Origin of the sequence: Okeania sp. SIO2B3 (genome assembly GCF_010672525.1) — a bacterium.
Classification (GTDB): domain Bacteria; phylum Cyanobacteriota; class Cyanobacteriia; order Cyanobacteriales; family Microcoleaceae; genus Okeania.
In genome coordinates this window covers 46,126-68,670 of the sequence record NZ_JAAHGH010000032.1, presented here as the reverse complement: position 1 = coordinate 68,670, position 22,545 = coordinate 46,126, and the positions used below count along the sequence as shown (strand labels likewise).

At 36.0% G+C, this 22,545-nt stretch carries 14 protein-coding genes and 1 pseudogene; 8 read left to right on the top strand and 7 right to left on the bottom strand.

The genetic code is table 11. The features are described 5' to 3' along the window. Positions 1-1,094 precede the first annotated feature (1,094 nt). Positions 1,095-4,427: a maltose alpha-D-glucosyltransferase gene (gene treS, locus F6K15_RS20500; protein ID WP_293063716.1), complete on the top strand. Its 3,333-nt coding sequence runs from the start codon at positions 1,095-1,097 to the stop codon at positions 4,425-4,427. 543 nt (positions 4,428-4,970) lie between these two features. Here the strand turns inward: treS and F6K15_RS20495 are convergent. Then, a complete protein-coding gene (locus tag F6K15_RS20495; protein ID WP_293063714.1) occupies positions 4,971-6,260 on the bottom strand; it encodes an RNA-guided endonuclease TnpB family protein in 1,290 nt (429 codons plus the stop codon). Positions 6,261-6,567: 307 nt separating this feature from the next. Here F6K15_RS20495 and F6K15_RS38500 point away from each other — a divergent pair, with 307 nt between their 5' ends. Beyond that, positions 6,568-6,723 carry a helix-turn-helix domain-containing protein gene (locus F6K15_RS38500; RefSeq protein ID WP_363268368.1) on the top strand — a complete coding sequence of 52 codons (156 nt, stop codon included), beginning with the start codon at positions 6,568-6,570 and terminating at the stop codon, positions 6,721-6,723. A 426-nt stretch (positions 6,724-7,149) separates the two neighbouring features. Here F6K15_RS38500 and F6K15_RS20490 read toward each other — a convergent pair whose 3' ends face one another. Continuing rightward, positions 7,150-7,389 (bottom strand): hypothetical protein, encoded by a 240-nt coding sequence (locus tag F6K15_RS20490; protein WP_293063712.1) that lies wholly within the window; start codon positions 7,387-7,389, stop codon positions 7,150-7,152. A 229-nt stretch (positions 7,390-7,618) separates the two neighbouring features. On the opposite strand from F6K15_RS20490, the gene F6K15_RS20485 reads away from it, so the two are divergent. The 3 genes and pseudogenes from F6K15_RS20485 (at position 7,619) to F6K15_RS20475 (ending at position 10,874) form a co-directional block, all read left to right on the top strand. After that, on the top strand, positions 7,619-8,350 hold the full coding sequence (locus F6K15_RS20485; RefSeq protein ID WP_293063710.1) for a PP2C family serine/threonine-protein phosphatase: 732 nt from the start codon (positions 7,619-7,621) through the stop codon (positions 8,348-8,350). Continuing rightward, positions 8,347-9,492: an anhydro-N-acetylmuramic acid kinase gene (locus tag F6K15_RS20480; protein WP_293063708.1), complete on the top strand. Its 1,146-nt coding sequence runs from the start codon at positions 8,347-8,349 to the stop codon at positions 9,490-9,492. Before F6K15_RS20485 ends, F6K15_RS20480 begins: the two co-directional genes overlap by 4 nt. A gap of 878 nt (positions 9,493-10,370) precedes the next feature. Beyond that, a pseudogene (locus F6K15_RS20475) lies at positions 10,371-10,874 on the top strand (DinB family protein). An 804-nt stretch (positions 10,875-11,678) separates the two neighbouring features. Here the strand turns inward: F6K15_RS20475 and F6K15_RS20470 are convergent. The 3 genes from F6K15_RS20470 to F6K15_RS20460 all read right to left on the bottom strand — a co-directional run bounded on the left by F6K15_RS20470 (position 11,679) and on the right by F6K15_RS20460 (position 17,225). Continuing rightward, positions 11,679-12,476 (bottom strand): DNA adenine methylase, encoded by a 798-nt coding sequence (locus tag F6K15_RS20470; RefSeq protein ID WP_293063706.1) that lies wholly within the window; start codon positions 12,474-12,476, stop codon positions 11,679-11,681. An 841-nt stretch (positions 12,477-13,317) separates the two neighbouring features. Beyond that, complete coding sequence (locus F6K15_RS20465) at positions 13,318-14,781, bottom strand: reverse transcriptase N-terminal domain-containing protein (RefSeq protein WP_293063704.1); 1,464 nt, start codon at positions 14,779-14,781, stop codon at positions 13,318-13,320. Positions 14,782-16,088: 1,307 nt separating this feature from the next. Continuing rightward, positions 16,089-17,225, bottom strand: coding sequence for a Ycf66 family protein (locus F6K15_RS20460; RefSeq protein ID WP_293063702.1), 1,137 nt, complete (start codon positions 17,223-17,225; stop codon positions 16,089-16,091). 692 nt (positions 17,226-17,917) lie between these two features. On the opposite strand from F6K15_RS20460, the gene F6K15_RS20455 reads away from it, so the two are divergent. Further along, positions 17,918-18,121, top strand: coding sequence for a hypothetical protein (locus tag F6K15_RS20455; RefSeq protein ID WP_293063700.1), 204 nt, complete (start codon positions 17,918-17,920; stop codon positions 18,119-18,121). A gap of 98 nt (positions 18,122-18,219) precedes the next feature. Then, positions 18,220-18,549 carry a DUF6464 family protein gene (locus tag F6K15_RS20450; RefSeq protein ID WP_293063698.1) on the top strand — a complete coding sequence of 110 codons (330 nt, stop codon included), beginning with the start codon at positions 18,220-18,222 and terminating at the stop codon, positions 18,547-18,549. Between the two features lie 131 nt (positions 18,550-18,680). Here the strand turns inward: F6K15_RS20450 and F6K15_RS20445 are convergent, their stop codons facing one another. Continuing rightward, a complete protein-coding gene (locus tag F6K15_RS20445; protein ID WP_293063696.1) occupies positions 18,681-19,241 on the bottom strand; it encodes an NUDIX hydrolase in 561 nt (186 codons plus the stop codon). 1,071 nt (positions 19,242-20,312) lie between these two features. Further along, a complete protein-coding gene (locus F6K15_RS20440) occupies positions 20,313-21,812 on the bottom strand; it encodes a site-2 protease family protein (RefSeq protein WP_293063694.1) in 1,500 nt (499 codons plus the stop codon). A gap of 45 nt (positions 21,813-21,857) precedes the next feature. Here F6K15_RS20440 and F6K15_RS20435 point away from each other — a divergent pair, with 45 nt between their 5' ends. Next, positions 21,858-22,526, top strand: a complete 669-nt coding sequence (locus tag F6K15_RS20435) for an MBL fold metallo-hydrolase (RefSeq protein ID WP_293063692.1) — start codon at positions 21,858-21,860, stop codon at positions 22,524-22,526. Positions 22,527-22,545: the final 19 nt, after the last annotated feature.

Below are 22,545 nucleotides of genomic sequence, written 5' to 3'. Positions count from 1 at the left end.
TTATTTCTACATCTGAGAAAATATTTGACTCTATCTCTAGCGGAAATTTCCTCTAGTCACAGAAAAATTATTAGTTAATCAAGAATCGAAAAATTAATTGTAAAAATGACTATTGCGACATACGCAACAGTAGAACATCAAACCTAGAAAGTAAGACAACTGAGGGTTTATTTCTACATCTGAGAAAATATTTGACTCTATCTCTAGCGGAAATTTCCTCTAGTCACAGAAAAATTATTAGTTAATCAAGAATCGAAAAATTAATTGTAAAAATGACTATTGCGACATACGCAATAGTAGAACATCTAACCTACAGAGCAAGACAACTCAGACTTTATTTCCACTAACAGAAAATATCTGAGTGTATCTCTCTACCCGGAATTTCCTCCACTCACAGAAAATTTATTGGTCAATCAAGAATCGAAAAATTAAAAATCTTCTCTGACTATTTCCCCATTCGCAACAGTAGAACATCAAACCTTGAAGATGACTAGACTAAAAGTCGATTTCCATACCTGAGAAAATATTCAACCAAATCTCCTGACCAAGAATTTCCTCCACTCATAGAAAATTTATTAGTCAATCAAGAATCGAAAAATTAATTGTAAAATTTCACTATTGCTCTATAGAACCCCCGATCGTATCTTCTATAAATATTAATTTAGCTAGGAGACAGGAGACAGGAGACAACCCACCCCTAACCCCTCCCAGGAGGGGGAGGTAAGAGGGAAGATGTGAGGAGAAATAATACAAAAAATTCAACATACCAACAGAAGATTTTTCCTCACTCATTGATGCGCGAAAAGACTTGACTACCATAAAGCGATCAAATGGGTTCTATACACAATGATAGAAAAATACGCCGATATCCCCACCTTTTCCACACTCCCCATCTCCCTATCTAAGTTCTGACTTCAGCTATAATTACCTGGAATCTTCAACTATAGAAAGAAAAAGCCTTACCAAAAAAAAGAGGTCCAAAGCCTCCCCTTCGATAGGGGATGAAAAGATAACAGTTGATTATTTCAACCCTCTGGGTGAGCGCCAGAGGTACTGATAACTGATAACTGATAACTGATAACTGAAATAACCCTATGCTAAAAAACGACCCACTTTGGTTCAAAGACGCCATAATTTATGAAGTACCAGTTCGAGCTTTCGCTGATAGTAACGGTGATGGTATTGGAGACCTTCAGGGACTTACAGAAAAATTAGACTATTTGCAAGACCTGGGAGTAACAGCAATTTGGACTCTACCATTTTTCCCCTCTCCCCTCAGAGATGATGGTTATGACATTGCTGACTATAGAAGTATTAACTCTATCTACGGCAACATAGAAGATTTTCAACAACTTCTAGATGCTGCCCATGACAGAGGAATTCGGGTCATTATCGAACTTGTAGTCAACCATACTTCTGACAAGCACCCTTGGTTTCAGAGAGCACGTCGCGCTCCCAAAGGTAGTGTAGAAAGAGATTTTTATGTTTGGAGTGACAGTGCTGATAAATTCCCAGAAGTTCGGATTATTTTCCAAGACTTTGAAAATTCTAATTGGGCATGGGACTCTGTAGCTCAAGCTTACTATTGGCATCGCTTTTTTTATCATCAACCAGACCTCAACTACGAAAACCCTGCGGTACAAGATGCTGTTTTAGAGTTGGCAGACTTTTGGTTGAGCATGGGGGTTGATGGAATGCGCCTTGATGCAGTTCCCTATCTTTGTGTTGAAGAGGGTACTAACTGCGAAAACCTGCCAGGAACCCACGTCTTTCTCAAAAAATTACGGGGCCACATAGATTCCAAATATCCTAATCGAATGTTATTAGCAGAGGCTAATCAGTGGCCTGAAGATGCGGCTAAGTATTATGGCAGCGGAGATGAATGTCACATGAACTTCCATTTCCCTTTGATGCCTCGTTTATTTATGGCTTTGCGGATGGAGGATAATTTTCCAATCTCTGATATTCTCAAACAAACTCCTTCTATTCCCAATAACTGTCAGTGGGCTTTGTTTTTGCGTAACCATGATGAGTTAACTCTGGAAATGGTGAGCGATGAAGACCGAGATTATATGTATAAGGCTTATGCTCAAGACCCACAGGCCAGAATAAATTTGGGTATTCGTCGCCGTTTATCCCCTCTATTGGGAAATGACCGTCGGCAAATAGAGTTGCTGAATAGTTTATTGTTGTCTTTACCAGGGACTCCGGTTTTGTATTACGGCGATGAAATAGGTATGGGAGATAATATTTATTTGGGCGATCGTAATGGTGTGCGGACTCCGATGCAATGGACTGCGGACCGGAATGCAGGTTTTAGTCGTACAAATCCACAAAAGTTATATGCTCCTGTTATTGTTGACCCTGAATACCATTACGAAACAATTAATGTGGAGGCTCAACAGGCTAATTCTAATTCTTTGTGGTGGTGGATGAAGCGTTTGATTTCTACGAGGGAACGTTTTCAAGCTTTTGGACGGGGTTCGTTTGAATTGTTGCACCCGGAAAATAGGAAGGTCTTGGCTTTTACTCGTACATATTCTGGTCAGCATATTTTAGTGGTTGCTAATCTCTCTCGTTTCGTGCAAATAGTAGAGTTAGATTTATCAGCTTTTAATGGTATGGTTCCTGTGGAAATTTTTGGTCGAACTAAGTTTCCAGCTATCGAGGAGCATCCATACTTTTTTAGTTTAAGTCCTTATGCTTTTTACTGGTTTACTTTACAGCCACAACAAACTTATATTGATACTCCAAAACCTCTGAGTAAACTTCCTGTTTTGACTTTAGCGGGTAATTGGAAAGATATATTTTCTCAGGCAGAAATCAAGAGTAGATTAGAATCAATTTTACCTAATTATTTGAGTAGCTTCCCTTGGTTTGGAGGTAAAAATAAAGTGATTCAATCTACAGAAATTACAGAAGTAATTCCTATTGATTATCAACAAAAAGAAACTGCTTTAATATTTTTAGATTTTAATTATACAGAGGGGTCGCCAGAAACATATTTGATTGGTTTGAGCTATTTAATTCCCACAGAAATAACCCCTCAAATTCCCAGGGAAAAGATTATTGCAGAGTTGCAAATACAGCAGCAAGAAAAGTCGGGAATTTTGTTTGATGTGTTGGGAGATAGAGAATTTTTAGATATGCCTTTTGATGCCATCGCCCAAAACCAAAAATATCAAGGAAATAAAGGAGTTATTCGAGGAAAATATACCGATGTGTTAGCAGAGATAATGCAGACAAATACAGGAAATATTAATCCTCAGATTTCCTCAGAAAAACATGATAAAACTCTGATTAATTTCGGTACAGAATTAATATTTAAGTTATTACGAAAACTAGAAATTGGTATTAATCCAGATTTAGAAGTAGGCAAATTCTTGACAGAGAAATCTAGGTCTCAAAATTCAGAAATTGCAGGAAATATTTCTCAAACAGCAGGATATCTGGAATATCACCAACAGGGAACCAACTTAATGACCATTGGTATATTAGAAGAATTTATTCCTGAAGCAAGAGACGGTTGGTCTTATACTTCTGATGTTTTGAGGGATTATTTTGACAGAATAATGGTAGAAAATACATCTGTAAATGAGTTAGAAATTCCTCAAATTACTGTTGATAATGTTTTAAATATTGAGATTACTGAAGAAGTCTCCGATCTGATTGGTTCTTATATAAGTTTCGCTGAAAATTTAGGTAAAGTTACAGCAAATATTCATCAGACTTTAGCCTCTGATTTAGAGAATCCAAATTTTGCTCCCGAACAGTTTACACCTTTTTATCAAAGGTCAGTTTATCAGTACATGAGAAACCAGACAGGAAGAATATTATTAAAGCTGAAAAAACACTTATCAGGATTTCCACAAGATACACAACAATTAGCGAAAAATGTAATTAATCGTCAGGACCAAATTATGAGACATTTAGGTTCTGTCGTAGAACGAAAAATTACCGCAATGCGTACTCGTTGCCATGGAGATTATCATTTAGAAAACGTATTATTTACAGGTAAAGACTTTGTAGTTGTTAACTTTGAAGGAGAAGGAGTTCGACCTTTAAATGAACGTCGCATGAAGCGTTCCTTACTTCGAGATATAGCAATAATGTTAGAGTCATTCTATTATGCAGCTAATGTTGCTCTCCGGGAAGAAATAAAAAATGGAATGATTCGTCCAGAAAATTTACTAGCCATGGAACAATGGTCTACATTTTGGTATAGCTGGATAAGCATATCCTTTTTAAAAGCTTACCTAAACAATACAATGTCAGGTTCATTCTTGCCTAAAACCGAAGAAGAAATACAAGTACTTTTAGACGTTTATCTCTTAGAAAAAGTTGTCTATGAACTTGATTATGAACTTACTTATCGTCCTGAATGGGTAGAAATTCCTTTGGCTCGAATTCAACAATTAATTCCATGATTTATCAACAAAGAATTCAGTCCTCAGTCCTCAGGAGTCAGAATATAATTCTGTACAACAGGGGATAAATAAATGGGTTTAATATCTCCACCAAGTTTGATGATTTGCTAGTACTCAATTAGGGCTTGCTGATTAAATATAAAAGTCTTTATAGATAATAGTTTTAGCCTTTTTAAGTATCAAAAAGTGTGAGGTTTTAAGTGGTAATGGTTCAAAAATTGAGGATTTTGGTCAAGATTTGGGCAGAACAATCTTGGGACAAAACGCCCGCTCCTACCTCTTCGCTCTCGTCCCTTTTCTCCCCTCCACGGTCGGGGGAGGGGGGAGGGGTGGGTTGTCTCCTAGCCCTACTAAAAGACTAGTGAAGCGCAAACCCCAATTAGTGGCAGGTCTGAATACCACTAATTGATTCTGACTCCCTCTTCAAGTCAAAAAAACTTCTTTTATTTAGAGCCAATTTAGGAATAATAGCTGTGAGTTGATTTTTAGTTGACATCCTCCCGACGCTGCTCTGCGAGACAGCGCGGGATTCCCATCCATCAATCAAACAGACCTTTGCTGAAGGAATGACTCAGGGCGGGTTGACACATCACAGGAATCTGCTGGCTTTTCAGTCTGACGTTTCCTCCGTGTCCGTTTAATTGTCTCCGGTTGACCCTCGGCGACTTCATTAAAAAGTGATAGCTGTACAGGATTTTTTGCTACTGTTCCTTTGACTATTTCAACCTTGGTTTTCGGTTGAACAGCTTCTAAAATATTAACTGCTGCATTAATATCTCTGTCGTGAAACGTGCCACAATTTAAGCAAGTCCATTCTCTAACATTTAGCTCTTTTTTGCCTCCTTTGAAACCACAATTAGAGCACTTTCGAGATGTAGGCTCCCACCTAGAAATAGTTCTAAATTCTCTACCATATTTCTTGCACTTAGCCTCAGTTAAAGTTCTAAATTGCCTCCAACCTAAATCACTAATTGCTTTCGCTAATTTGCGGTTTTTAACCATGCCGGAAACATTTAAGTCTTCTAATACGATAGTATCGTAATTTATGGCTAAATCAGTTGATAGCTTGTGTAGAAAATCCGTACGAATGTCTTTGACTTTTGCGTGAAGTTTAGCAACTCTAACCCTTGCCTTTTCACGACGTTTGCTACCTAGCTCAGTTTTGGCAAATTTACGTTGAAACTTACCTAATTTCTTGAGGTTTTTTTTAAGTGGTTTAGGAGCTTCAAACTTCTCACCATTACTCAAAGTTGCAAAAGTTGAAATGCCCAAGTCAATGCCTATTGAGTTTTCAGTCTTAGGTAAATGTTCAGCACAAGTTTCTACTACAAAGCTAGCAAAGTAACGTCCTGCACTATCTTTAATTATAGTAACTGAGCTAGAATTGCGCGGCTTAGGTCTTGACCAAATAATTTTAATTTTTCCTACTTTTGGCAGATAGATTTTATCTTGACCAATTTTGTAATTAGCTCCGACAAATCTAACTGCTTGTCTAGACTTTTTACTCTTGAATTTAGGAGGTTTAACTTTAATTCCTTTACGTTTTCCAGTACAACTGTTAAAGAAATTCCTGTAAGCTTGGTCTAAATCTTTGAGAGACTGTTGCAATGGAGTAGATGCTACTTCCTTTAACCAAACTAATTCTCTTTTAGCTTGAGTTATAAATTGTTTGCTTAAGTCCACATAGCTAGGTCTCTTGTGACCATTAGTATACAGTTGGTTACAGTGTGCTAATGCACTATTCCAAACGTATCTGCAACAACCAAATAGTTGATTTAATTTGATTATTTGAATATGATTTGGATATATGCGATACTTGTATCTGGCTTTCAATGTTTTAGCCTGTTACTAATATTAAGTAGTATTATTATAGCACGGGTTGGCATTCATCCCGACGCTCCCCTACGGGAGAGCGCGGGTCTTCTGCCAACATTTAGATAAATTTATCTAAAATGTTGCCAGAAAACCCCCACCATAATTTAAAATTTGGTGTCAGGATGAACGCCAACTATCACTGACAAACAAATCATGCTATAATAATAGTATATAATACTGCTAGACAGTTAAGTCTTAGTGTTAATAAAGGTCGAAAAAAATGAAAGCAAGATACAAATATAGTATATCTCCATAACAGATTTAAATAACTAAATTAAATCAAGTATTTGGCTGTTTGCGATATGTTTGGAATCAATCATTAGTGTATTGTAATCAAATGTATGCTAATCATCAAAAAAAGCCTAGTTATGTTGATTTAACCAAACAACTCATAACTCAAGCTAAGAAAGAGCTGGTCTAGTTGAAAGAAATTGCATCTACACCATTACCGAATAATTAATAATTAATAATTAAATAATTCGCGCCTTGAAGCCTCCCCTGGATCGGGGAAAAAGCGGTCGTTTTGCTACGCAACATGTAAAGCCTAGCTTCCCGTAGGGTGGGATGGCGAGGTTTCCTCGCTGTCCGACCATCGACCAAGAGAAGAAATAATATTTCCTTATATTCAATCAAGGACGGTTAAAACCCGAGGTAATTATCAATTATCAATTAATGAAAACAATCTCTTAAAGATTTAGATATTGCATATAAAAACTTCTTTAATAGCTATTGTGGCAAAGATAGAGGTATCAAAGTTAAACCTCCTAAGTTGAAAAGTAGAAATTCCAGACAATCTACTAGGTTCGTAGGAGCTAATTACAAGATTGGTCAAGATAAAATTTACTTACTAAAAAATAGGCAAAATAAAAATTGTTTGGTCAAGATCCTTAGCAAGTAAGCCAACATCAGTAACTATCATTAGAGATTCAGCAAATAGATATTTTGCGAGTTTTGTAGTAAAAACTTGTGCAGAGTATTTGCCAAAGTCTGATAAGTAAATACCAATTGACTTAGGTATCTCTACTTTTGCTACATTAAATAATGGTGAGAAAATTAATGCACCAAAACCACTTACAAAAAATCTCAAAAAGTTAGGTAAATTTCAACGTAAACTATTAACTGATAACTGAAATGACCCCGTAAATTTCAGAACATTAATCACCGAATCTGCTGTAATTTTCTGGCAAGATATATACTTTATTAATTAGCAACATTGTAGTGCTAGAATACAAATAAAGTATATAAAAATTGGGATATTAAATATATAGGTGGATAATAAATATCAAAATGGGACAAAAAGCCTTCAACTAAATTCTATGAAATTGAATTTCGCAGGTACTACTGATAAAGGTTGTATTCGCTCAGTTAATCAAGATTCTTACTACATAGACCCTGAAGGACGATTTTTTATTGTTGCTGATGGTATGGGAGGACACGCAGGTGGCCAAGAAGCTAGTAGAATTGCTGCGGAAGTAATTAAAAACTATCTTGTTAGCCATTGGCAGGATGTTATAGAATCACCAAAGTTGTTAGAAGATGCTTTTCTCAAAGCCAATGAAGCAATTTTATACGACCAACTAGAAAACCCAGAACGTTCAGATATGGGCACCACTACTGTAGTGCTGATCTTCCGAGAACAAGAATATTGGTGTGCAAATGTAGGTGACTCTCGCTTCTATCGACTTCGAGACCAAAAGTTAGAACAAATTACAGAAGACCAAACTTGGGTAGCTCAAGCAGTGAGACAGAATGCTTTAACTCCCGACCAAGCTAGAGTACATCCTTGGCGTCATGTACTTTCTCAATGTTTAGGTAGGGAAGATATGGGTAAAGTAGATATCTTACCTGTTGATATTCAAACAGGCGATCGCCTATTACTTTGTAGTGATGGATTGACAGAAGACTTATCTGACACGCTAATTGTCCCGATCTTAAGTTCTAGTGATGATTGTGAACCTATTGCTAAAGAACTTGTAGATGCAGCTAAAGATGGAGGAGGTCGCGATAATATCACAGTAGTAATTGTCATTGCTGGTAATGAAAAATGACCAAAATTATTGGTTTGATTAGTGGCACTTCTGTCGATGGTATAGATGCAGCTTTGGTTGATGTTGCTGGTGGTCAAACAAATTTAAAAGTTGAACTACTAGCAGCAGCTACTTATCCCTACTCAGAAAAATTACGCTCGCAAATTCTGAGTGTTTGTGGGGGTGCATCTCTATCAATGGCTGAACTGGCAGAACTTGATGATGCTATTGCCCAAGAATTTGCCCAAGCAGCATTTACAATTAATCAAAAAAGTGATATACGAGCAGAAATTATTGGCTCTCATGGTCAAACCGTTTATCACCGTCCACCATCTCAACAATTAGGTTATAGCCTTCAGTTAGGACGTGGTGAATTAATTGCTAACATCACAGGTATTCCCACTATTAGTAATTTTCGGGCTGCTGATATTGCTGCAGGAGGTCAAGGCGCACCCTTAGTTCCTTGTGTAGATATTCATTTACTGAGCCACCCTAAATATAGTCGCTGCATTCAAAATTTAGGTGGTATAGGAAATGTCGCTTATATTAAAAGTCAAAAATCACCAGACTTCAAAAATAGTATTTTAGGTTGGGATACAGGTCCGAGTAATACACTATTAGATTTAGCAGTACAACACTGTTCTCAAGGTAGAAAAACCTACGATAAAAATGGAGAATGGGCGGCTAGTGGAATACCATGTCAAGACTTAGTAGAAAAATGGTTAAAACAAGACTTTTTCCAACAAAAACCACCAAAATCTACAGGTAGAGAATTATTTGGCAAAGACTACTTATTTAACTGTCTTGCTGATGGAGAAAATTATAATTTAAGTGCTGCTGATATACTAGCAACTCTCACAGAATTAACAGCAGCTTCTATTAATCATAGCTATCGAAATTTTTTGCCAAAATTACCAGATCAAATATTATTATGTGGCGGTGGTAGTCATAATTTATATTTAAAAGAACGGATACAGAATTTATTAGTACCAATTCCAGTAATTACCACTGCTGAAGTAGGTGTAGATGTAGATTTTAAAGAAGCGATCGCCTTTGCAGTTTTAGCTTATTGGCGTTCTTTAAAAATTCCTAGTAATTTGCCAGAAGTTACTGGAGCTAAAGCCAAAGTAATGTTAGGAGAAATTCATCAACCAATTATTTAATTAGGAGTCAGAAGTCAGAATTTAGAATTGAGAATTTAGAAGTTATATAAAATCCGGTTTATATAGTTGGAGAGAGTGGGGAAGTAGGGGAGATTGGATATTGAAGTAATTATAGAATTATCCACATATACATATACTGTATAAGCAGATTTTAGCTAGAGCGTCGAGAAGCCTCACACCATAATTGAAAATTTGGTGACCAGATGAATCGACGGTAAATTAATGGGACATTGAGTCCCATTAATTTACAAATTTTATGTTATGATAAATTTAAGCTGGTTTGAGTTAACAACCGCCAGCGATCAACCATGAAAATCAAATCAGATATGGTGTGAGATCCCAGAAATCCTAGTAATCCGTTGGGAATGTCAAATCTGATGGCGGCCCTAGGTGAGCAGCTTTTTGATTGGAAGGGCGGCGGGGCATCCCGTCCTTAAAGCTCGTGGAGTCCGACGGAATACCGGGACTGCGAAACGAGAAGCTCACACTATAGCTTCAGCTTAGTGTGGGAGTATGTCACATTACGCAGTAATATCATGTCTGGATAATTAGGGTTTACCGATCTAATCTAAAAGCATTGACATATAAAGATTTTAGCATTTTTTAGTCAAAAAAAGTCCAAGCTTTTAGGTCGTAATGGTTCAAAAAATTAGCATTTTAGGCTCATAGTTGCGCAGAATAATCCCTTGATTATTCTTCCTCCTACCTCCTCTATAATTCCCCGTTCCTCCTGTCTTCCCCTCCTGGGAGGGGGAGGGGCGAGGAGTGGGTTGTCTCCTACCCTTACCCATAAGACTTTTTCAGCCAACCCTAATTAGTGATAAAAAAACTTTCTCTTTCTTCTTCTTTCTTTTCTCCTGACTCCTGACTCCTCCCTTATGAAAACAACCAATTATTTTCAAAGATTATCTCAATATAACCAATGGATGAACGAAAAAATTTACCAAGCTTGTGCATCCATACCCGATGAAATACGTCGGGAAGATAAGAGAGCATTTTTTAATTCAATTCACGGCACACTCAACCATATTTTATTAGCAGATAAATTGTGGTTAAGTCGTTTTGAAAATTATACTTTTGAAATTGAATCTTTAAGATAATAATTAATTGCTGAATTTGATTTATTATGGGAATAACATCAAAAAACGGACAAAGAAATTCAGAGTTATATTGATTCATTAAAAGAAGAAAATTTGTCTGAATCTTTGACTTTTATAAGTAAGTCTCAGAAACGAAAATGTACATTTCCAGTTTGGTTTTTACTCTTACATTTTTTCAATCATCAAACTCATCATCGCGGTCAACTTACTACCTTAATTAGTCAATGTGGTAAAGATTTCGGAGTAACAGATTTATTGTGGTTACCAGAGGCTGAATTTTAGGGAAGTCAGAAGTCAGAAGTCAAAATTCAGAAGTTGTTTTTAAGCAACCCTCCAAAAAATTTCGCCTTAAAAGGCTGGGTTTTAGACCCAATTATAGGGAGGTTTTAGACCGCAATTTTTTGGTAAATAATATACAGCATATTCCAAGAATGAAGTACAGATATTAATAATGAAATGTAGCTTTGTTGCATCAAAGTAGGGTTCTTAACATCCATTCCGCAGCTATATTGCTCTCTTTCGCGATTATTGATGTTCTATTGATCTATTGTCCAATAGTTAGAGCTTGCTGATTAAATCTAAAAGTATTTACAGATAAAGATTTGAGCCTTTTTGGAGTCGAAAAAAGTGCCTAGTATCACGTCTAAAACCCTCAAAAAGTTAATATTTTAGGTGCATAGTTGGGCAGAAAAATCATTCTTACAATTCTTGCTTCTACCTCCTCTAAGTACCAATTTATCCTGTCTCAAGTATAGCTGTCTCCTGTCTCCTACCCTCACCTATAAGACTTTTTCAGCAAACCATAGTTATTGCTCTGCTGATTAAATATCAAAGCATTGATAGATAAATGTTTTAGCTGTTTTAGATTGAAAAAAGTGCGCCTGTTTTCGGTCAAGAAAGCTCAAAAAAACTAGCATTTTGTGCAAGAGTTGGGCAGAAAAATTAAGGAACAAAACTTAATTCCTACCTCCTCTACATTCCCATTTCTCCCCTCCTGGGAGGGGCGAGGGGTGGGTTGTCTCCTGTATCCTAACCTCACCCATAAGACTTTTTCAGCAAACCCTAATTATTAATTATTCGGTAACTCTACACTGAAAAATTTAAAACTAAAATTTCATTAACTTTACCTCTTTTCAAACCTTTAGAATTGATATTTCGTGCTGCCTTAACTATGTGAATTTTATCCTGATAATCTTGATATAAATCCATAATAAAATCAGTCTGAGAATTACTCAACATAACTCGGCAACCTCTCTCTGTTAAATCATCAACAACTTGCTTCAATCTTTCCTGTTCATTCCGGTTAAAACCATTAGCATCATATCCAGTAAAAGATGCTGTATCAGAAACCGGATCATAAGGTGGATCGAAATAGATAAAATCACCTTTTTCTGCCTCCTTAACAGCCTCAGCAAAATCCATCTTTAATAGTTTTACTTGAGGTTTGTTCAAATATTTACTCACAGCTTTTAAAACATCTTCATCCAAAATATTAGGTTTTTTGTATCTACCAAAAGGAACATTGAATTGACCTTGAGAATTAACTCTAAATAAACCGTTGTAACAAGTTTTATTTAAATAAATAATCCTAGCCGCCCTTTCTACTGCTGACAGACTTTTATATTCAGACATACGGTCTAAATTTCTCATGTCATAATAATAATCCGAACTATTTTTTTCTTGATGTTTTTTTAACTCCACAATTAAATCATCCAATGAATCTCTAACTACTTCGTAACAGTTAATTAATTCCGGATTTTTATCATTAATAACTGCCGTAGTTGGTTGTAACTCAAATAAAAGCGCTCCACCTCCAATAAAAGGTTCATAATAGGTATGCTTTTTTAGAGATTTTTCATCAATATATTTGATTAATTCAGGCAATAATTGTCTTTGTTAGAGTCGAATGAGATATCACTATCCCAAACTCTCCTTCAGAACCGAACATGAAAGTTCCCCTTCATTCAGCTCCTCCTAGCTAGTTTGACTTGCGATCGCAACCTGTCTTCACTGGTAAAATATCCTCCACATAAGGCACATTCACCTTTCTGTCTTTTCATCAGCATTGTGACTTCTCTTTATTACTTATAGGACTTACGCAGATACGCTATATATAGTACTCATAACTATTGTCCAATAGTTACTGGACTCTATACACAGTGTCTTTGCGTAAGTCCTGACTTAGAACTTATGCAGTAGAACTTATTTCAGTAACCCTGCTCGCATAATGATAGGTGGAGACAAGGAACACTTAGAACGGGAGCAAGATGCTCCCACTGTACCATTACAATGCAGCACTACTCGTATTTCGGTCATTGCGACCGAGAGGGAAGCAATCTCAAACCTTACTTTTTCGTGCCTCGTGCGTAAGTCCTATTACTACAGGACTTACGCCAAGGCACTATTTATAGAGTTAAAAGACTATTGTCCAATAGTTTTGAACGCTATATATAGCGCATCTGCGTAAGTCCTATACTATTGTCTAATATAGAATCCGGTTGAATAGTCGTTCCTATCGACTATAGGAAGCAATCTCAGAGGTGCGCGGAGATTGCTTCCTTCCACTCCGTTACAGTTGCTGCGGACTTGAATATAGTAATTATCCGGATTTGATATAATCAGGACTTACGCAAAGGCACTATTTATAGGGTTTAACTACTATTGGACAATAGTTACAAGCGCTATATATAGCTTATCTGCGTAAGTCCTAATCATAAGAAAGTCATCATCTCCAGTACACCCAGTCTTCATCAAATAACGATTTCTTCTCTTGGAGTCTGATCGCTCTTTTGATGGGAGTGTCTTTATGGTTTCGCAATACTTTCCCGTCTGGCGTGATGAATTTCCATCCTTTTCCCTTATCGACTCCCCAATATTTGTTTACTATATGCTTTTTACCCTGCGTGGGCCCACGATAGTATCCCCATCTGAGAAGTTGATGAAATAAGATATTATCCATCTTTGCAAAGACTCTTGAACTTACCACAGAGTCATAATAATTGCACCACTCCCTAATTTTAGGTGTTAGCATTTCTATTAATTTCTCTTGCGGTGCATTGCGATACAGTCGGATTGTATGTTTTAGGACTCTGGTATGGCGTTTGATAGCTTCCTTTGCAGGTTTTATTAGAGTTTTAAACCCTAATTTTTTACCATTTCCATCCGTTGCACTGTTTATATCTTTGACTGGATATTGCCTGATATTAAACCCTAGATAGTCAAATCCTGTCTGGACTTTTCCATCTCCTAGAGTGTGAGCAACTCTTGTTGTTGAGTCTTTTAGTTTTAGACCAATATTTTCCAAGTAGTCATTGATAATTTCTTGGCATTCCTCTATCACCTTTTTGCTTTCGTGTAAGATGACAAAATTATCCGCATATCTGTGGAATAGAGGTGGATTGAAATTGATATTGGGTTGTATCTCATAGGTAGTATATTTCTGGGAAAATACCTCTTGTAATGCCTCCTCCATTCCATGTAAAGCTATGTTAGCTAATAACGGAGAAATTACACCACCTTTTGCAGTACCATTTTCAGTTTTGTAGAAGACATCCTTCTCAATAACACCTGCTTTGAGCCATACTTTAATTTGACGGCGCATAGCTGGATAAGTATTGAGTTTATCTAGTAACCTTCTATGGTTTATTTGGTCAAAGCACTTTTCTATTTCAGCATCTAGAACATAGTAACTCCTTCTTTTGATGTCACTATAGATAGCTGCGATCGCATCTTTGGCACTTCTTCCCGGTCTAAAACCATAAAAATTAGCCTCAAACTTTGCTTCCCATTCTGGTTCCAGAGCTATTTTAGCTAATACCTGTTTAGCCAGGTCTTCCATTATGGGAATTCCTAATGGTCTTTTCTCCTGTTTGCTTGACTGAGGAATTTCAATCCTGCGGATAGGTTTAGCTTTGCCATCCAGTTGAATTTTTTGGGCTATTTTAGCTATCCCATCCATTCCTGGAATATTTTTACCCCTATTGTCCTGTGTTACTTTCCTGACTGCGAGTAATTTAGCTGATTTAGACTTTACCAGTAATTTCTGTAATTTCCTGACAGTTTTGGTATCACCATTTAGCGACGCTTTGTAGATTCTTTTCTGAAGGCGAAATACTGCTCTATTAACCAATTTCCAGTTAATATCGCTCCATTTCATTTCCACCGTAGTTGTTTCACTCGTATTGGTCATTTTGCCTCTTACTTAATACCAATTCACTTCAAAAATGTCACAAATAGTTTCGCTCCTTTACCTAAATGTTAAGTAATTTCCTGAAATTACCGTATCATCAAAGTTTTGAGCTTATAAAATCTTACTTTTAACTTTTAACTTTTGACTTTTGACTTCCGTGAAACGGTATTATTTTCTACTCTCTAGTCTTAGGGATGTCCGTCTGCATATCCTGGAAATTACTCCAGACATTCGCTTTTGACATCATCCTTCCCCAATAAAGTTTATAGCTTGGCTAGCCTACTCAATGAGAACTTTATTCGGGTTACTTCGTTCCGTAGAGGTTTTGTCTGGTCGGGTTGGGTTCTGACTATACGCCGAGGAATGCTCTTATGGGTAAGAAAAGGATGTTAATCAGAAAGAGGAAATTCTCTGATTCTCATTCCTATAGCAGGGAATAGGGAACAGGGAATAGTAGGAAAAACATTTCCCTGTCTAAAGATCATTATCACTATGTCCGTGCCCTATCTGTCTATTGCTATATTTTCGATAGAGACTTGACCTATCGTATCTCCATCTTGGACTAACGACGCTTCCATCATCAGTTCACCAATGTTAACCCTTTCGACCTCCCTTGCAGGGATTTAACTTAGATAGGTTAGTTATAGCAGTCGCCATTACTATTAGGACATTCTCGCTCCTCTCAAATTTAGTCACAGCAAGAGTTTGACTTCTGACTTCTGACTTCTGACTTCAGCTATATTACCTGCTTTTTATCCCGCTTCACTAATTCGAGCGCCACTCTCCTTAATGGGGATAATGGATTCAATCGAACATCTCGATGCTAGGACTTAAACCTAGAAACTCTCTACAGTTGTAGTCGATCTAAAAAAATCAACCCAGGCCATCCCCCGCTTTAAAGCGGTTTCGACCTAACGAGTCGCACTACCTCCTGCCCATTTTAAAAAAGGTCTAGCTACTGAATTTTTGCTCACTCAAAAACCTCATATATCTAAGAAAAAAAATTATAGCAGTCGAAGCAAAGATGATGACATCAGGACTTACGCAAAGACACTGTGTATAGAGTCCAGTAACTATTGGACAATAGTTATGAGTACTATATATAGCGTATCTGCGTAAGTCCTTGACATATCAAAAGCTTAAAACTCAGACAACACCAGATTTTTCTTTCTTCCTTCTTACTTCTTCCCTTCTTCCTTCTGCTATACAATAAAAAAAACAGGGAATTTATCTGCTAGTTTTCCTTTAAATTCCCTGAGAATTTTGTATTTGTTATTACTAATTTTTTAGTCTGTACAATTTTCACTTTACGTATCTACTGACTTGCCTGTAATATCCTTTGATAAATCCGATTCTAAATTCTTATTTTCAGATTTTTCCTCTTTTTCCTCAGAAGAAATAGAAGTATCTTTTACTTCCAAATTTTCACTATCTTGAGGAGTTATTTCATCTGATGAAGCCGAACTATCTTGAGTTTCAAGAATTTGTGTATTAGTCTCTAAAGTGGCTTTTTCAGCATCCGTAGATGTAGCCTTTATATCTGAAGATAAGGTTGATTCTTCCTCAACTTCTTCTAAAGTAGTCTCTTTTTTTACATCAGATACTACAGGTGTTTCTTTTTCTACTAAAAATTCTGGCTCAGATGAATTTTCTTTTCCATCACTAACTAACTTATCAACTTCAGAAGTAACTTCTTCAGTAGAGGTTAATTCTTCTGTCTCAACTTGATTTTCTTTGGATACTAAGTCAGAATTTGTATCTGTATTTTTACTCTCTTTACCTTTAATTGCGTTTTTAATATTACTCAATAAACCACTAACAGGTGTCAATAACTGAGAAAAACCACCACCTTTTTTAGATGAACTTTTCTGTGATTCCTGAGGCATTTCTGAAAAATCTTTAGTCGTATCTGTTATGACATTTTTTTCTGTTGTACTTTCAGTTGTGTCTACCTCAGAATCTTGTGTTATATTACTTGAGTCTAAAATAGTTTCAGATGATACTAATTCAGATTCAATTTCCGCAGGTTCGACTTCATTTTCTACCTCTTGAGTAGAGGTTACTGTTTCTGTAATATCTGAATTTGGAATAGTGTCTACTTCGTCAGATGATCCTTGAGGAATAGTAGTTGGTTGTTCTTGAGTTATGTCTTTAGTACTTTTCTGAGTAGATACTCTTGTTTGCTCTGCTACTGGAGTAACTTGGCGACGCAATGTCAGGGTTTGCCAACCAAAATAACCCAATAAAGCTACACTTGCCACTTGACCCAATAACACTGCACCTGTAATTCTACCTGCACAGAACCATAATATTAAGGCATAGAAAAGACCCAAACCACTCCAGATAAAATCATTTTTTCGATGGACTTCTGGAAAGAAAAAGGCCACCAGATATAAGGCTAAACTACCAAGACCAACAGCTAAGGCCAGTATTTTTGTCAGCATAAGTTGAGGTACTCCCATTATATGTTTGGTATATGGGGTAATTTTATCGTTCAATAGCAGAAGGAAGAAGAAAGAAGGAAGAAGAAAGAGGGAAGAGGGAAGAAGGAAGAAGCAGAGAAGGCTTTAGTTATCCAGGATAGAAAGAAAAATCTTGCATTGTCTGAGTTTTAAGCTTTTGATTCTATCCTAACCTTTGCTTAGACTGCTATAACTTCTACATTTTTAACTTCAACCGATCGTAGTGGACTAACTAGGCATATGTAGCTATGGCACTGCGCAAATAGGACGCGGACATTGATAAATGATCAAAGTTAATCAGGAATTACTTCTGAGTTCTGAGTTCTGGGTTCTGAGTTCTGACTTGCGCGTAGCGCTATAGAGTTTCCCCACCTTACATCTGAATCATTTGAATTAATTGCTCTTGATTAATTTATTAATTAAACAGTGATTAAACTCACTATTTGACCTACTTTCAAGTCACAGACAATTAGTAGATTTGTTTTGTAATATCTATTTATTACCGAAAAATTGTGGTTTAAAGCCTCTCCTTTTAAGGGGATAATAAAGAAAAATTTTCATAATTAGTCAATCCTCTTCTTTTCAAGGAGAGTTAATTATTAACTAGTGGTTGTCGAAGGTAGCCTCCAAATTAATTGTTCTATATTTTAATTGCATTTAAAGGAGGGTGTGAGATGTGGGAAAAAATTTGGTTAGCAGTTGCTGTTACTTTATCTTTACATATATTTGTAGGGATAGATTTATCTGATATTAAATTGCCTTTTGTTTATCTATCTTCTGCTAATAAAGCAGACAGTGAGATGCCAAAAATATTACTTGTGGAAAAAACTTTTACTTCTTCAAATCTAACAAACATCAAGGCTTTGATTAACCGATAATCAAAATTTATTGCTTAAAAGGATAAATAACTTTGCGTTGATATTATTAGTTAGCAGCGAGAGAGTAATTCTGAAGTTATAATAAATTAGAATATAATGTGTTTAAAATTTTACTAATTTTTTTGATAGGAATGACTCCTTGGATATTTTCTTTGTGGATACTTCACAAGTTTAGAGCAAGAACTAGACAAAGACTTATATCTGTTAGATTAGCAGTAAACTATACAGGAATACCAACTATATCTAGTCAACCAGAACAACAATATATTGATGGATTAGGATATATCATAGGAGACCTAAGTTGTAAGTTCAATGCTAGGTCTCCTCTGATTCGTTGTGCTGTTAACCCTTTCGGTCCATGTAAATATTGTTCTGATTATGAGTCCATAGATATCTCCGCAAAAGAGGGAGTAGGGAGTAGGGAGTAGGGAACCCACCCCTAACCCCTCCCAGGAGGGGAAGAATTGATAATTTCCACGGGATAATTTATTTTATTTTTTATTATTGGAGATGCCTAATAGATACCTAATAATTTAACTGATTAATCCACAGTTAAAAATCAACATTTAGAACTGTGCAAATATTCCAATCCTAAAAATATTGCTGCTACAGTTCCAGAAACACTTATTTCTCCTATCAATACTCTCTTAATAACTTCATCGACAGGTATTAGCACTACTTCAATTTCTTCTGTAATATCAAGTTTTTGTTGCTGAGATTTAATAACATTTTCTGCTATAAATAAGTGAATCGAATTTGTATCTTTAACCGGATTATCATATAGAGTTGCTAATTTAATTAATTTCTTAGCAATATATCCAGTTTCTTCAGTAAGTTCCCTAGCAGCAGCAACTTCACCTGTTTCTTCTATAGGACTAAAAGCACCTGCAGGTAGCTCTAATAAAACTTCTTTGACTCCATGTCTATATTGACGCACAAATACAATTTCTTGTTGAGGCGTTACAGGAAAAACAAGTGCAATATCTGGTCTAACATTAATAAAAAAATCATCTATAATCGTACCATTTGATAACTCTACTTTATCTTGTCTGACCAGACACCATTTATTATTAATTACTAACCGAGATTGTAAAAGCTTCCATTTTTTTAAATTAGTCATCAAATTAATTTACAGCAGTTTTCAGGTTGATAAGGTACAAAGTTTTATACTTTTAGGAAACAGGTAAAAAGGAATTAATAAAAGTGTAAGCATTTCCTGCGGAATGCTGCCCAAACAGCTATTAGCTGTCATCTCGAGCGCAAAAGAAGGAGGTTTTAATTAATATAGACTGTTTCAGCCAGCTAGAGAGCGTAAGTATAAATTCTGACTCAATTAGTAAAGCTTTTATTTAAAATTAAAAGCAATAGCTGTTAACGTAGTTCCTCCGGAGGAGGCTGACTGATAGCTGACGGCTGAATGCTTACATAAAAGTTATAGATTAGTCTTAAACTGTATATCGCACTTCCGGAAATTAGCTGTATATTGAAAAAGGCATTCTTTCATTTCTTTTCCATTGCAAGTTAGAGGTTTCCACTGTCAACTGTTGAGTTTGAAAATATCTGCTCAAAAGTATGAAATTATAGACTATATTTCAGATAATTTCGTTTCAAGTTAATATAGCCCCTACCAAAGTAAAATTTCAATTTTTTTTTCCTTCTTGACCTAGAAATTTTCGTCTAAAGTCTCCCCCTTTTAAGGGTATAAAAAAAAGAGAATATTCCTTTGTTTTTCTTTTCTTTTATCTATCAATTTCTACTGTATTTTTTTCTCGTTCCAACTTAAATAAATTATCTTCCAGATTAAGTGGAATTAACTCTCTAAATCAATCATTTAACTCTTGTACCAATTTTTAGGTGTTATACCAATTTGATAAATGTTTGCTACATTTTCGCATTGCGGGGGACCCACCCCTAACCCCTCCCAGGAGGGGAAATAGGGGAGTGAGTAGGGACGCCCTTATGCAACGTCCGTATAGGGAGAGGTAAAAATAAGAATAATTAACAATAACTGGCGTGCTAATTATCAAAAAAAATATTCAGTCTGTGTTAATTACTTAATAATTGAAGTGTCACTTAAATATAGCATTCTTTTTTAAAATTGGTATTAGGTCTTAGGTTTTATACCAATTTTATGTGAATTGGCACAGAATTATTTTTTCCTTCTTCCTTTTTCCTTCTTCCTTCTTCCTTCTTAGTAACTTAACCACTGTATTACCATCTTTGGTGCAGGCAATAAAATCATTACCAATAAACCTAGCATTAATAATCCTAAAAAGTCACGTTTGTTATCTAGTTCACTAACATCATTGAGAGCAGGTTCATCGGCAAGAGGCATTAAAAATAAAAAGATTGCGAGAAATAAAAATTCCTGATTTATAAAAGCTAATAGTAATAACAAAAACCGAGAAATTTGACCAATAACCATCCCAGTTCTTTGCCCAAACATTGCGTGTACTATATGACCGCCATCCAGTTGTCCAATAGGCATTAAATTATATGCAGTTACTACTAAACCTACATAACCTGCTACTGCTATTGGATGTAAATCTATGCCTTTGTTATAAGTTAATTCTGTACCTAATGCTAATTTACTTAATACAGCTAATAAAAAAGAAAAAGTGGGATTTAAAGAGTCTATTGATAATATTCCTGATTCCTCAGATAAAGGAACTATGTTAGATTGTGATAAACCCCAAATTAATAATGGTATTGTCACTACTAATCCGGCAATTGGCCCTGCTATACTAACGTCAAATAGAGATTTACGATTAGGTACGGGACTTTGCATCCGAATAAATGCTCCAAAAGTCCCTAAGAAAAATGGTACTGGAATAAAATATGGTAGAGTAGTACGAATCTTGTATATATGAGCTGTTATGTAGTGGCCAAACTCATGTAATCCTAGAATCAGGATCAGAGCAACTCCATAAGGTAAACCCTGGATTAATAAATTAGGGTTAGATTGTATGGCATCTTCAGAAATACCAACTATTTCTCTAGCTCCTACTAAAGTAGTGGTGAATAAAGTTATGAGCAATAATCCTAAAGCCAAGAGTACAGGTTTTTGAGACTCCTGAGAAATCTGAGCTTCGTCATTTTTGCCACGGGGGTTAGGAACTAGAGCAAAAAAAGGTTTACCTTGAAAGCTATTTTGAAACACTACTAGGAAGCGATCGCCAAATTTTCCTTCTATATTTTCTCTTACTGTTTGATAAGCTTTTTCTGGGTTTGAGCGTAACTGACCTCGACAAATAACTGCTTGAGGTCTAAATTCAAGATTCCTGAGATAGTAAACTGTCCAAGGAAAACAATTTCTCAGACTAGCTTCTTCTGCCTTATCTATTGTTAGTTTGGGTGGAGTTTGATTGAGAGTTTGAGTAGGAACTATTTTTGCTTTAGTCTGGGAATTACTATTATCTTTTGTGGATCGATCTGATTCTGATTGACTGGGTTGATGATGTCCCCATTGCACCAGTAACCAGTATAAATAAGGACAGAAAATAAAGGGAATGATGATTAATACTGGTGGTATTTGCCTTTCACCATAAATTAACATCCAAGTTGTCCATATTAAAGCTGGTGTCATCATCACTAGCCATAATATCCAGATAGGAGTGCGAGTAATTTTACTTACGCTGCGTTGTAACATGAAGTATGTCATCAACCCTAATAAAATCAATAAAAAGAGCATAATAGTTTAATGAGTTCAGTTTATTTTTAATCTGAGAATACTGCTTTGACACAACAGCCTTTTGTCTCTAAATATCCCCAGTTTGTCCTAGAAAATATTTTTGCCTTTTCGCCAAATCGGGATACTTTAGGAGGAACATCTTATTTTATTGTAGATAATCAGACCAACATTCTCATTGATTGTCCTGCTGATAATAAAACCAATCAAAAGTTTCTAGTTGAACAGGGAGGAGTAAAGTGGTTGTATATTACTCATCGTAGTGCTATTGGCAAGGCACAAGAGATTCAAAAAGCTTTCAACTGTGAGATTTTGATTCAAGAACAGGAAGCCTATTTATTGCCTAACCTTAAAGTAACAACCTTTGAGCAAGAGTTTAGTTTAAGTCAATATACTACTGTTTTCTGGACGCCTGGTCATTCTCCTGGTTCTTCTTGTTTATACTATTCAGAAAATGGTGGGGTCTTATTTACAGGCCGTCATTTGTTGCCCAATAGTCAAGGGCAACCGTTGCCATTGCGTATTGCTAAAACTTTTCATTGGCCTAGACAGCTTCAGAGTGTTAAATTTTTGATTGACCGATTTTCACCACAGACTCTACAGTACATCTGTCCTGGTGCTAATACTGGTGCTTTGAGGGGTAAACGAGTAATTGAGTCAGCTTTTGATAAGTTGACATCTTTGAATTTAGAAGTTCTTTCTGGGGTTAAACCTTAAAGAAGGCAGAAGGCAGAAG

Bases quoted from the DNA above. Each gene is read 5' to 3' on its own strand.
- F6K15_RS20445 (WP_293063696.1), bottom strand. From the start codon at position 19,241: ATGACTAATTTAAAAAAATGGAAGCTTTTACAATCTCGGTTAGTAATT.
- F6K15_RS20465 (WP_293063704.1), bottom strand. From the start codon at position 14,781: ATGACCAATACGAGTGAAACAACTACGGTGGAAATGAAATGGAGCGAT.
- treS (WP_293063716.1), top strand. From the start codon at position 1,095: ATGCTAAAAAACGACCCACTTTGGTTCAAAGACGCCATAATTTATGAA.
- F6K15_RS20485 (WP_293063710.1), top strand. From the start codon at position 7,619: ATGAAATTGAATTTCGCAGGTACTACTGATAAAGGTTGTATTCGCTCA.
- F6K15_RS20480 (WP_293063708.1), top strand. From the start codon at position 8,347: ATGACCAAAATTATTGGTTTGATTAGTGGCACTTCTGTCGATGGTATA.
- F6K15_RS20460 (WP_293063702.1), bottom strand. From the start codon at position 17,225: ATGCTGACAAAAATACTGGCCTTAGCTGTTGGTCTTGGTAGTTTAGCC.
- F6K15_RS20455 (WP_293063700.1), top strand. From the start codon at position 17,918: ATGTGGGAAAAAATTTGGTTAGCAGTTGCTGTTACTTTATCTTTACAT.
- F6K15_RS20440 (WP_293063694.1), bottom strand. From the start codon at position 21,812: ATGCTCTTTTTATTGATTTTATTAGGGTTGATGACATACTTCATGTTA.